At 68.0% G+C, this 12078-nt stretch carries 13 protein-coding genes; 9 read left to right on the plus strand and 4 right to left on the minus strand.

Going from position 1 to position 12078, the window contains the following annotated elements; all coding sequences use genetic code 11:
* Positions 1-84: 84 nt before the first annotated feature.
* The 6 genes from BS38_RS25120 (at position 85) to BS38_RS0113080 (ending at position 5105) form a co-directional block, all read left to right on the plus strand.
* Entirely contained in the window at positions 85-1008 is a 924-nt protein-coding gene (locus BS38_RS25120; protein ID WP_051628893.1) for a LysR family transcriptional regulator, read from the plus strand.
* Between the two features lie 110 nt (positions 1009-1118).
* Positions 1119-1415 (plus strand): YciI family protein, encoded by a 297-nt coding sequence (locus BS38_RS0113060; RefSeq protein WP_028271211.1) that lies wholly within the window; start codon positions 1119-1121, stop codon positions 1413-1415.
* Positions 1415-2500 (plus strand): alcohol dehydrogenase catalytic domain-containing protein, encoded by a 1086-nt coding sequence (locus BS38_RS25125; RefSeq protein WP_051628894.1) that lies wholly within the window; start codon positions 1415-1417, stop codon positions 2498-2500. Before BS38_RS0113060 ends, BS38_RS25125 begins: the two co-directional genes overlap by 1 nt.
* Positions 2497-4155, plus strand: coding sequence for an FAD-dependent oxidoreductase (locus tag BS38_RS0113070; RefSeq protein WP_051628895.1), 1659 nt, complete (start codon positions 2497-2499; stop codon positions 4153-4155). The genes BS38_RS25125 and BS38_RS0113070 overlap by 4 nt, the downstream gene beginning before the upstream one ends.
* Positions 4156-4554: 399 nt before the next feature.
* Entirely contained in the window at positions 4555-4785 is a 231-nt protein-coding gene (locus BS38_RS0113075) for a hypothetical protein (protein WP_051628896.1), read from the plus strand.
* Positions 4786-4871: 86 nt separating this feature from the next.
* On the plus strand, positions 4872-5105 hold the full coding sequence (locus BS38_RS0113080; RefSeq protein ID WP_028271214.1) for a hypothetical protein: 234 nt from the start codon (positions 4872-4874) through the stop codon (positions 5103-5105).
* Positions 5106-5212: 107 nt separating this feature from the next.
* Here the strand turns inward: BS38_RS0113080 and BS38_RS0113085 are convergent, their stop codons facing one another.
* Complete coding sequence (locus BS38_RS0113085) at positions 5213-5779, minus strand: type 1 glutamine amidotransferase domain-containing protein (protein ID WP_028271215.1); 567 nt, start codon at positions 5777-5779, stop codon at positions 5213-5215.
* Between the two features lie 154 nt (positions 5780-5933).
* Between BS38_RS0113085 and BS38_RS0113090 the strand changes: the two genes are divergently transcribed.
* Positions 5934-6422, plus strand: a complete 489-nt coding sequence (locus BS38_RS0113090) for a hypothetical protein (RefSeq protein WP_231511240.1) — start codon at positions 5934-5936, stop codon at positions 6420-6422.
* A gap of 89 nt (positions 6423-6511) precedes the next feature.
* On the opposite strand, the gene BS38_RS0113095 is transcribed toward BS38_RS0113090, so the two are convergent.
* Genes BS38_RS0113095 through BS38_RS0113105 form a run of 3 tightly spaced genes read right to left on the minus strand, consistent with a single transcriptional unit; the run spans position 6512 to position 9885 of the window.
* Positions 6512-7168, minus strand: coding sequence for a response regulator transcription factor (locus tag BS38_RS0113095; protein WP_028271217.1), 657 nt, complete (start codon positions 7166-7168; stop codon positions 6512-6514).
* The gene (locus BS38_RS0113100) at positions 7165-9006 is read right to left on the minus strand and encodes a sensor histidine kinase (protein ID WP_028271218.1); all 1842 of its coding nucleotides are present in this window, start codon (positions 9004-9006) and stop codon (positions 7165-7167) included. The genes BS38_RS0113095 and BS38_RS0113100 overlap by 4 nt, the downstream gene beginning before the upstream one ends.
* A gap of 42 nt (positions 9007-9048) precedes the next feature.
* Positions 9049-9885, minus strand: coding sequence for a response regulator transcription factor (locus BS38_RS0113105; protein ID WP_028271219.1), 837 nt, complete (start codon positions 9883-9885; stop codon positions 9049-9051).
* A gap of 313 nt (positions 9886-10198) precedes the next feature.
* Here BS38_RS0113105 and BS38_RS0113110 point away from each other — a divergent pair, with 313 nt between their 5' ends.
* Both BS38_RS0113110 and BS38_RS0113115 read left to right on the plus strand, forming a co-directional pair.
* Positions 10199-10672 (plus strand): sensor histidine kinase, encoded by a 474-nt coding sequence (locus BS38_RS0113110; protein ID WP_028271220.1) that lies wholly within the window; start codon positions 10199-10201, stop codon positions 10670-10672.
* An 89-nt stretch (positions 10673-10761) separates the two neighbouring features.
* Positions 10762-12078 (plus strand): LssY C-terminal domain-containing protein, encoded by a 1317-nt coding sequence (locus tag BS38_RS0113115; protein WP_028271221.1) that lies wholly within the window; start codon positions 10762-10764, stop codon positions 12076-12078.

The following is a 12078-nucleotide window of genomic DNA, read 5'->3' on the forward strand; positions in this document are numbered from 1 at the left end:
GGGGTGGGCGGGCCTGCACCTGGCGACAGCCGCGGAGGCACGCATCAGGAGCACGCATCAGGGAACATTGCGGGGAGGAACAACGTGGAGCTGCGGCAGATCGAGGCTTTCCTGGCTGTGGCCGAGGAACTGCACTTTGGCCGCGCCGCCCACCGGCTTCGCATGGCGCAGTCCCCGCTAAGCCAGACGATCAAGAAGCTGGAGAAGAGCCTCGGGGCCGACCTTTTCGAACGAAACACAAGGGCCGTCTCGCTGACCACCGCCGGCTACGCCTTCCTGCCGCACGCACGGAAAATCCTGGAGGAGCTGGATCTGGCGCGGCGGGCCGCCACGGCGGACAGCGGCGAAGTGTACGGCCGGCTCAGCATCGGCTTCTCCGGAGCACTCAACCATAGGACCCTCCCCCCGCTCACCCGGGCACTGCGCAGCAGCTACCCGCATCTGGACCTGACCCTCAGCGGCGGACTGCTCACCCAGGATGCCCTGGACCAGCTCCGTAACGGGTCCCTGGATCTGTCCTTCATCGGGCTGCCGGTGGATGCTCCTTCCCTGGCCACCCGACGCATTGCCGTGGAGCCGCTGGGCGCTGCACTTCCGGTGGACCATCCGCTGGCCGGCCGGCCACAGATTGCCCTGGCCGACCTGGCAGCCGACGGCTTCGTCACCATGCCCGCAGCGCAGGGGTCCACGTTGCGGGAGTCCGTGTTCTCGGCGTGCACGGCTGCCGGGTTCCGGCCCCGCGTGGTGCAGGAGGTGTCCGATCCCTACACGGCCCTTTCCCTGGTGGCCGGCGGTGTGGGCGTCAGCCTGATGCCCGACTCCATGGCCGGAATCATGCCCGGCGGCACGGTCTTCATCCCGCTTTCCGGCGCGGTGCCGCTGCTGGAGTCCGGGATCGCCTGGAATCCGGACCTCATGTCGCCGGCCCTCAAGCTGGCACTTGAACTGGCGGATTCCGTGCTGCCCACGCCGCCTCGCCAGGATCTCCGTACCGCTCAGCACCGCTGATGACTATGTAGTTGTCTCACATAGTCCCAGACCGAATAAGTGTTGGACACGTCTCAATCCCGCTCCCACGATGGAAGGACACCAATTACTCAACGAAGAGGACAACGCCCATGGCAACTTTCGCCGTCACCTACGCCTACTCCGACGCCACGGCCGGCGAGCGCGATGAGCACCGGCCACGCCACGTTGAATTCCTGAAGTCGCAGTTCGACGACGGCCGGCTGCTGACGAGCGGCCCCTTCGGCTCCGGGGAATCACCCGGAGCCCTGCTGATCCTCAAAGGCGATTCCAAGGCCGACGTCGAAGCACTGATGGACCTGGATCCGTTCTTCAGCAACAACCTCATCGAAGAACGGACCATCCGGCAATGGAACATCTTCTTCGGCGCCGAACGCGTGGACGCCTGATGCTGACCGCCCGCACTGTTGCCAGGGAAACCATCAGTTACGAGGAAGTGGCCGAGCCTGTCCTGGAGCAGGGCCGCGCCCTGGTCCGGATCCACCACGTCACGCTCTGCGGCACTGACCTCCATATCTGGGAGGACGACTACCCGGCCGAACTGCCGGTGGTCCAGGGTCACGAGTTCTCCGGCGTCGTCGAAGCAATCGGCCACAACGCTGCCGGCATCCGGACCGGGGACAGGGTTGCCGTCAGCCCGATGACGTACTGCGGAACCTGCCGGCCATGCTTGCAGGGCAGGTTCAACGTCTGCCGCAATATCAGTTGCATCGGCTGCTATTCCGACGGCGCCCTGGTGGAAGTGCTCAGCGTCCCGGTGGACAAGCTGTGCCCGGTTCCCGAGGGCCTGGCGCTGGAACTGGCCGCCATGGCCGAGCCCGCCTCCATCGCCATGCAGGCCGTGAACCGCGGCCGCCCCGCTGCCGGGGAAACCGCGCTCGTCCTGGGCAGCGGCCCCATCGGGCTGCTCGCCACCCTGTACCTGACCGACCTGGGCGTGGACGTGGTCTGCGCTGACACGGAGGCTGACCGCCTGGAGCTGGCACGCGCCTTCGGAGCTGTGGACACGCTGCTGGTTGACCCCGCCGCCTGCTTCCCCGACGCCGAACAGGCGGCGCGGCTGGGGCGGCTGACCGAGGGCTACGGCCCCGGCCTGGTGCTGGAGGCAACCGGTGCGCCGTCCTCGCTGGAGAACGCCATACGCCTCGTGGCCGGAGCCGGCCGTATCGTCCAGGTGGGCATTTCAGCGCGCTCGGCCACGGTATCCATGAAGGACATTCCGTTCAAGGAACTGGACCTGCTGGGCAGCCGGAACAGCCTCAACCTGATCCCCGGCGGACTGGCCCTCCTGGCGCGCCATCCGGACCAGGCCAGGGCCCTCATGACGCACCGTTTCGGCTTCGCGGACCTGCAGCAGGCCTACGAATTGATGCGCAGCCGGACTGAGAAGGTGGGCAAGATCCTCATCGAGATGCCGGCCGCCCTGGGCTCAGGCACCGGACCGGAAACGGCATTCGCGGGGGCGCCGGCATGAACCCGGGTGCAAACATCCGCGTGCTCACGCCGGTGGAGGAACTCGCCCCTGCGTACGACGTCGTGGTGGCCGGCAGCGGGGCGGCCGGCCTGGTGGCGGCGGTCCGCGCGGCGGACGCCGGGCTGAGCGTGCTGGTGGCCGAGAAGGCCGCCCTGCTGGGGGGCACCACGGCCGCCGGCGGCGGGGTGATGTGGGCTCCGAACAACCATCTGGCAGCCCGGGCCGGCTTCAGCGACAGCCATGAACTCGCCGTCGAATATCTCACGGAGGCAGCGGGGCACGTCCTGTCAGCGGCGGAAATCGACTGGTATGTCCGGACCGCACCGCGCGCCGTCAAATACCTGACCGGCAGCACCAGGGTGTCCATGACCCCCATCGCCCGCCCGGATTACCACCTGGAGTGGAACGGCGCGGCCGACGGCGGACGCGGCCTGGACAACAACGCGTTCGATCCGCAGGACCATCCGGGCCTGGCGGAGGCCATCCGGCCGTCGTCGTACTTCCCGCTCCTGACCATGACGGAACGGGACGAGCTCAACGGCCGCGCCGCCGATCCTGCGCTTCTCGCGACGCGGGCGAAAACCGGGGTGCGCACCATGGGCGGCGCGCTGGTGGGCCGGCTGCTGGCGAGCGCCCTGGACCGGGGTATCCACATTGCTGCCGCCGCGCCGGTGGAGGACCTGGTCCGCGCGGGGAGCGGCTGGACGGTCACGCTCGGCCCAGGCGGAGACAGTGCCGCCGGCCCAGGCAGGACCGTCACGGCCGCCGCCGTCGTCCTGGCCTCCGGCGGGTTCGAATGGAACCCGCGGCTGCGCCAGGCGTTCCTGCCCTTCCCGGTGACGCCCATCAGCGCGCCGTCCAACGAGGGCGACGGGCTGGAACTGGGCCTGAAAGCCGGGGCGGCAGTGGCTGATATGACGGCCATCTGGGGTGTCCCCGTGATCGCCGCACCGGCGCACCGGTATGACGGCCGGCAGTCCGGCCGGATGGGCAACGTGGAGATGACCCTGCCCGGTTCTATCACCGTGAACGCCGCGGGAAGGCGTTTCGTCAATGAAGCCCTGAACTACCACGACGCCTGCCGGGTGTTCGCCTCGGTGGACCCCCACACCGGGCGGCAGCGGAACAATCCCGCGTGGCTGGTGTTCGACTCCGCCTACCTGTCCAAGTACCCCGTGGCCGGCTCAACGCCCGGGTCACCGGCGGAATGGATGACCTCGGCCGGAACCGTGGAGGAACTGGCCGGAAAGCTCGGAGTAGACCCCGCCGGGCTCCGCGAAACCGTGGCCCGGTTCAACAAAGATGCCGCCGCGGGCGTGGACACCGAGTTCCACCGCGGCGCCACACCCCAGGACCGTTTCCTGGGCGATTCCGGCAACACCCCCAACCCGTGCCTGGCTCCTCTGGCCACCGGCCCGTTCCATGCCGTGCCGATTTCGGCAGGCGTCCTGGGCACCTCGGGCGGGCTGGAAACCGACTTCGACGGCCGCGTGCTGGACCGCCGGGCGAACCCGATCCCCGGGCTCTACGCCGCCGGAAACGTTGCTGCCAGTGTGTTCCGGAACAACTACCCTGGCGGCGGGGCCACTCTGGGGTCCGCCATCACGCGGGCCTTCGCCGTGGGCGAGCACCTGGCGCGGCGCCGGCAGAACTGACAGCACGAACAGCAAGGACAGCGCTGAGAAGAGAACACCAAGGCGAGGGGCCGACGGCGGGAGTTTCCGCCGTCGGCCCCTCGCCTTTGCGCGCGTGTGACGCGGGACACAAAAGAAATTCCACCGAAGTGATTGCCTTCCGGCGGCCCGGTCGGCCACACTTAGGGTGGATCCGCAGGAACGACAAAACGTTCCCGGTCCCTCCGCCGGAAGTATCGCACCGGCCCCGCCCCATCTCAGAATGCCGGGCCCCCCGCATCACCTTCAGCTCAAATCTCCTCCCGCCTCAAAGGCACCCTTTTTGTCCTCCCCGGATTCCCCCTCACCGAAACACGGCCCGGCCCGGCCACCTTCCCTGGACACCCGCCCCGATCACACCCCTGCGAAAGAGAGCACCCCATGATCAAGCACCACTCAGACATCCTGCTCGAGATCATTGCCCACGATCCCGCAACCATCGAAAACGACCTCAACAGCGCCGTGGACATCGCCCTCCGCCACGCCATGCAGGAACGCCGCCACGGCGTGCTGGTCACCCAGACCGGCTACTCCACCTACACCGTGGCCGTCAGCCGCGACGTTCCCTACGGCGAAACGCGGGAGCTCCGGCAGTGGGCTTCCGCCTCCTAGGCAGGCACGCCCAGCAAGGACCGCCGCTGTACGCACCCGCACCCCGCCTGTAGCGTGGGACCACACCGCGAGATCAGGAGCAGTCGATGAGCACGGAACACAACGAGGCCGACGACATCGTGAGCGATGGCGTCGAGGACGAAACCAACCCGGTGCCGAGGGACAAGCCGGCGGACCAGGCGTCCGGCCGACATGCCGGGCCCGGTCCTGTCGATGCCCGCCCCGGCGCGGATGGCACCGAACCCCCGGGACCGGCCGAGGAACAGAACAGCAAAACGCCGGACCACCGGGGCCTCACCACCGAACCCAGCTCCAGCTGACATAGAAAACACCGACGAAGACGAGGAGCCCGACGGCGGCAATTACCGCCGTCGGGCTCCTCGTCTTTGTGCTTTTCCCGGCCACGTTGCTGACTGGGTTGTGCCGGTCAGGCAGTCCGGCCCGCGTGCCCGCCTTCTTCGATCTCTTCCAGCAGTTTGTCGTTGAAGGCCTTGAGGTCCCCGGGGTGTCTGCTGGTGACGAAGCCCTGGTCCACCACAACCTCCTCATCACTCCAGAGGGCGCCCGCGTTCTTCAGGTCGGTCCGGAGCGTGTGGTACGAGGTCAGCCTGCGCCCGCGGACCACGCCTGCGTCGATGAGCAGCCAGGGGCCGTGGCAGATGGACGCCACCGGCTTGTGCTGTTCGAAGAAGCTGCGGGCAAAGGCCTGCGCGTCGCTGTCCACGCGAAGGTGGTCCGCGTTGACCACTCCGCCCGGGATCACCAGCGCATCGAAATCAGCGGCGTCGGCATTGGCCGCCGCGATGTCGACGTCGAACTTCTCGCCTTTTTCGGTGCCGTGGTAGCCCTGCAGCTTTCCGGTCTTGGGCGCCACCAGCGTGGGCTCGCCGCCGGCTTCCTTCACGGCGTTCCAGGGGCTGGTGAGCTCCACCTGCTCCACGCCGTCGGTCAGCAGGAACGCCACCTTCTTGCCTGCAATATTGTGCGCTGACATATGTCCTCCTTTGCCGGATGCCTACGGCTTTAACACTAAACAGTGCTAGCACGGAAGTCAGGGACAGTGCTCCGAGCGGACCATGGAAACACGGCATCAGGAAAGGATTCCTGGCCGAAACCACCATCACCGCAACAGGAGCAAAAAAATGTCCATGACCGCCGGAACAAAGAAGTCCCGTCCGTCCCGCGCCAAGATCGCGCTCGTCTCAGCAATGACGCTGGGACTTGCCGCGGGCGGCGTCGCCCTGGCCGCACCTGCCCAGGCAGCCGCCACCAACTACGCCTGCCAGGTGGTGCCGCTCAAGCCCATCTTTGCGGGCTTCAACTCGTCCGGCACCAAACTGGTGGACTACCGGATCAACGTTTACTGCGGTGCCAACCGCTACGTCAACATCGAGCAGCAGCGCTGGGAAAGCGACGACTGGCCCAACGGTGACGACCACCTCGGCAACTCCTCGTTCAGCCGCTACCTCGGCCCGGCCAACGGCTGGCACACCATCCACAACGTCCGCACGCTGACCAACACCGAGATCGGCAACGAGGAGGTCTACCAGAAGGTCCGGCATCAGGAAGGCGTGGGTGGCGTCTGGTCGCCGTTCACCGGCTGGACCGGCAGCGGCACCACGTCCATGTCCAACTAGTTCCGTATCCAGCCAGGCCTGACCATCCGGGCCCGAGCACCCCGCAGGCAATCCGGCGGCCGTCCCCACAGGGGGCGGCCGCCGTTTTGCTAGTGCTGGCGCAGGTAGGTCAGCACGGCGAGGACCCGTCGGTGGTCCTCGGGTTCCGGCCGCAGCCCCAGCTTCAGGAAGATGCTCCGGATGTGCGCCTCCACCGTCCGCTCCCCCAGGAACAGGCTCTTGCCGATCGCCTGGTTGGTGCGCCCCTGGGCCATCAGTTCCAGGACGTCCCGCTCGCGGCTGCTGAGCTCGTCCTCCCCCTGGTGGCCGTTGTGCGGCCGGGCCACCATCCGGGCCACCAGTTCAGGATCGACGGCGGTCCCGCCCGCCGCCACCCGGTGCAGGGCGTCGATGAAGTCGTCGATGTCGGACACGCGTTCCTTCAGGAGGTAGCCCAGCCCTTTCGCACCGTTCCCCAGGAGCTGCATGGCGTTCTCCGTCTCCACATACTGGGACAGCAGCAGGACCCCCGTCCCCGGCTGGTCGCGGCGGATCGCCGTGGCGGCCTGGATGCCTTCGGTGGTGAAGGTGGGCGGCATGCGGATGTCCACGATGGCAACGTCAGGCTGCTGCGCTGCGATGCATACCAGCAGCTCCTGGGCGTCCGCGGCCTCGCAGACCACCTCCAGCCCTTCGGAGCTGAGCAGCGCGGCAAGGCCGCGGCGGAGCAGCGCCGAGTCGTCCGCGATGGCGACGCGCAGTGTCATGGGAGGTCCTCCGTCGGGTCGGCCGAGAACGGCAGGGTTGCGGCCACGGTTGTTCCGCGGCCGGCCGGGCTGGTGACCGTCAGGGAGCCGCCCAGGGCCGCGGCCCGGTCGGCCAGCCCCAGCAGGCCGCCGTCGGCACCGGGACTTGCCCCGCCGATCCCGTTATCCGTCACGTGCAGGCTGAGTCCCTCCGCCGTGCCTTTGACGCCGATCTGCAGGTTCGAGGCCCGGGCGTGCTTGGCGGCATTGGTGACGGCCTCGGCGCAGATGAAATAGGCGGCGAGTTCCACGGGCGGCGGAGGCCTTAGCGGCAGGTCAACGTCCAGCTCGATGGGCAGCGGGGACCGCTCCGCCAATGCCGTGAGCGAACCGCCCAGCCCTCTTTCCCGCAGCGACGGCGGGTAGACGCCCCGGGCCAGCTCACGCAGTTCCGCCAGTGCAACGGCGAGCTCGTCGCTGGCCTGCGCCACCAGGACCTTCATCTCCTCGGGGCTCGCGGCACGCCGTGCCCTGGCAAGGTCCATGGATACGCCCACCAGCCGCTGCTGCGCACCGTCGTGGAGGTCCCGTTCGAGTTCACGACGCCGGGCGTCCCCGGCGGTGACTATCCGTTCCCGGGAGCGGCGGACCTCGATCAGCTGGTCCCGCAGCTGCTGCTCCATGTTCTGGTTGTCCAGGGCCAGGGACGTGGCGCTCTGCACGGCCGCCAGCAGCTGGGGCTGGTCCCGGAGCGCTTCGTCGAAAACCAGGGCCCCGACCGGCGTGCCGTTGCGCTCCAGCACCATCGCAGCCCGCCCGGATCCGTCCTCCGGGACGGCGCGGGGCACGCCGTCGTCGTCCACGAATCCGGCCAGCGCGGGCGACCACCGCCACAGGCTGAGGGTGGGGTCCCGGACCGACCTGCGGAGGGCGCGGATCAGCCGGTCGCTCACCGGCGCCGCACCGATCTCCACCAGCAGCTCGCTGAGCGCGCCGCGGGCGAACCGGTAGCGCCACAGCCCCAGCAGCACAGCGAGCGGGACGATCGCCGTCGCCGGGTACTGCCACAGCAGTGCCTCGTTGGACAGTGATCCGGTCAGCTGGACCACGGCAAGGGACACCCAGACGGTGGACGCTGTCTTGATGATCACTGCCAGCCACAACGGCAGGAAGGCCGCCCGGTAGGCGGCTGAGCCGGACTGCCAGCGGGCCACGAGCACGGCCACAATTGCCAGGCCGATGCCCACCTGGAGAATGCGGGCAACGTCGCCGATGGCACTGGTGAGCTCCGGGCTGTCCCGCAGGAGGAACAGGTTCTTGGACGTGGACTCCCCCGCGGTGACGTGCAGCCGGGGATCGAAGAACGCCCAGCTCGCCACCGCAATCACCGCCCAGGCGGCGAAGAAGAAGACAACGGCCGCCCGTTCCGCCCGCGAGCGCAGGACCCCGGAGGGGAAGCTGAGGGCCAGCTGCAGCAGCGGAGGCTGGTACATCAGGGTCAGCCCCACTCCCACCGTAAAGAGGACCGGATCACTGGACCGCCGCACGCCGGCCGCCAGCCACAGCAGGCCGGCCACCACCAGCAGCAGGCCGGGATTCCGGTTGGGCCGGGTCTGCCAGGCGGTCACGCCGGCCAGGACGAAGGCCAGCCCTACGGCCACGAAGAGGGAAAGTTCAAAGACCGAGAATGGAGCCCGGTCCGGGTTCTCGCCCCAGCGGATGACCCCCTGGGCGTTGAGGACACCCAGCGTCCGGGCAGGATCCTGCAGGGCCGCCGGCTGCCAGTCGATCGAGATCAGCACCAGGGCCAGGACGCCCACGGTGGCAGCCACTACGAACACCAGTTGCTTGGGGGTCACGGTGCTTCCCTCCGCCAAGCTTAAGGATAGGCGCCCGTCAGCTCATTCGGCAGCCACCGGCGGCGCCAGCCGGTAGCCAATTCCCCGCACGGTTTCGACCCACCGGGGCGCGCGCGAGTCGTCTCCCAGCCGTTTCCGCAGGTTTCCCATGTGGACTTCCACCGTGCGCTCCTCGGCGGTGCTCACGTAGGAACCGGTGTCATAGGGTTCGTTCCTCAGCCGGCGGACCAGATCGGCCTTGGACTGCACCAGGCGTCCGTTTTCCAGCAGCATCAGGAGAAGGTCGAACTGGGTCCGGGTCAGCTCAATCCGCAGCCCCTCGAACTCGGCGGTCCTGGTTCCCTCGCTCAGCGTGAGGCCGTTGTGCTCGAAATCGGCGAGGTCCGCATCGGCAGGGTCACCCTGCCGGAGTGCCGCCACAGCCGGGACGGAAGAGGGCACGGCCTCGGCCGGAGCGTTCTGCGCTCGCCGCCCGTCACCGGCCGGTCCCGCCGGCGGGTGCGCGGCCCGCCTCGGCCGTCGCAGCATGGCCGCGATCCTGGCCCGAAGCTCGCGCGGACGGAAGGGCTTGGTCAGGAAGTCATCCGCCCCTGCTTCGAAGCCCATGATCGCGTCGGCTTCATCCACCCGGCCCGTCACAATGACGAGGTAGGCGTCGCTGAACGTGCGGATGCGGCGGGAGGCTTCGAGGCCGTCAAAGTCCGGAAGCCCGAGGTCCATGGTGACCACCACCGGGTTGTACCGGCGGACCGCCTCAACACCTTCGAGTCCGGAGGCTGTCGCGTGGACGGCGAACCCTGATTGCGACAGCACTTCCCGCAGGGAATTCCTGACGTCGTCGTCGTCCTCTACTACAACGGCAATGCCGCGTTCTTCCATCTATGCCCCCATAGTGTTCAGCCAGTCACCCCCATATTCGTCGGCAGGGAGCCCGCGGATGGGTATTTCCACTAACTGGACATATGGGGTTGATGATGAGCCTACACACGGCGGGACAGCACGTATTGCCGTCGAATCAAATCTTGCGCATCTCTTGAGTTCGCCTCCGGAATCTCCGGGAACTTGAGCCAAAATTGCGTCAAAGTCGCGTCATTCATGATTCCGCCGGTCCACCCTTGAGTCATACATCCAGGCGGGAACCCAGCACCCGTGAGAAGGAAGCGTCACAGGCTGCAAGGAAGCAGGAACGGCCATGAAAAAGGCTCAAGCTGCCAATGAGGTCGCCGCGATCCACGGCGTCATCACCGATCAGGCACCGGTGGATTTTCACGCCCTGGGGCTCGCCGGCTGCATCGACCGGCTCGCCGCCCCGTTGCGGGAACAGGGAACCACGGTCCGGTGGGAGACACCGCACCACGGCGTCGAGATACCGTCCGGCACTGCCGGGTTGCTGTACCACGCCGCCCAGGAGGCCCTGAGTAATGCGCTCAAATTCGCCGGCGCCACCGAACTGACCGTCCGGCTCGCGGCCGTGCATCACGGCATCCGGCTGACGGTGGCTGACAACGGGGCAGGCTTCGACCGCAATGACCGCACGGGCAACCGCCCGCAGGGATTCGGACTGTTCCTGATGTCCATCGCAGTCCATGAGGCCGGCGGAACCGCAACAGTAGACAGTGCTCCCGGCGAGGGCACCTGCGTCACGGTCACGCTTCCGCTGGACTGACCACACGTTTTACGGGGGGATTACCATGCATATCAGCCCGGGCCGCTGTGCCCACGGATCCGGCAACCGTCTCCAGTATTATTTTGCCCATGACCAGGCCTGTGGTGAGGGCTCCCGTCGCGGGCGTTGCCCGCACGGCACTCGATACCGCATGGGACCGGATCTTCTTCCTGGTCGGTGGTGTCGCCGCCGCGTGGTTGACCTATCTTCTCCTTGAGCTCAGCTTCCAGTGGGGCTGGGGCCAGCTCTGGTTCACGTTCGTCTTCTGGGCCATGCTCGCCTACCTCGTCCTGCCCAGGCTCCACTCGATCCTGACCCGCGTCTATGTGCCCGACTACTTCATCGGGCGCGCCCGCACCAGCGACGGCCTGCTCGGCGATCCGGTGAACGTGGCCCTGCTCGGTTCCGAAGCCCAGCTCCACCACGTGATGCGCCGGGCCGGCTGGACCATAGCGGACGACGTAACCCTGGCCAGCAGTTGGAGGATCATCACCTCCACCCTCCTGCGCCGCAGCTACCTTGAGGCGCCGGTCAGTCCGCTGTTCCTCTTCGGCCGGCAGCAGGACTTCGCCTACCAGCAGGAAGTGGACGGAACCCCGGGCAAGCGCCACCACGTCCGCTTCTGGCGGTGCCCGCCCGGCTGGCTGCTTCCCGGCGGCGTGGCTGCGGACTGGCTGGCCGCGGGCACCTACGACCGCAGCGTCGGCTTCTCGCTGTTCACCCTCCAGATCACGCACAAGATCGACGAACACACGGACGATGAGCGGGACCACATTGTCGCGTCCATTTCCGCCGCCGAGCCCTCGGCCGACGTCCGGGTGATCCGGGACTTCTCCACCGGCTACCACACCCGCAACGGCGGAGGCGATGAAATTGCCACCGACGGCGACCTTCCCATCGTTGACCTGCGGGCAACGCCGGTGCCAGGCGTTGCCGTTCCGCGGCTCCCGAGCGACAGCCGGAACAGGCGCCCTGCGCCCACCATCATCGGAGCCGCCCTCGTGGCCGGCCGGGCACTCGCCGCGGCGGCACTGGCCCTGTCCGTGCTGCTCTTCCCCGCCGAGCACCTGAGCGAGGGCCAATCTCAGCTGGTGCTCTACGCCGGGGTGGCAGTGCTTGTCCTCTCTGCCCTCGCGGAACTGCTGCTGGCCGGGTTCGTGTTCCTGGGGCGGAACTGGGCCCGCACGCTCGCCATGGCCGTGAGCACCGCCGCGATCGGCCTGCAGGTCATTGACGTTGCTCACGGAGGCCCGGGCATCACGCTGCAGACCAACCTCCCCGGCCTCACCCTGGACATCCTGCTGATCCTCGCCCTGTCCAGCGAGCGGTCCCGCGTCTACGCCCGCCGCGACCGCAAGGAGCCGAAACGGATCGCCGCCCGGCCCGGCGGCCGCGCAGCGATCTGA

Source organism: Arthrobacter sp. UNC362MFTsu5.1, assembly GCF_000685965.1.
Lineage (GTDB): Bacteria > Actinomycetota > Actinomycetes > Actinomycetales > Micrococcaceae > Arthrobacter.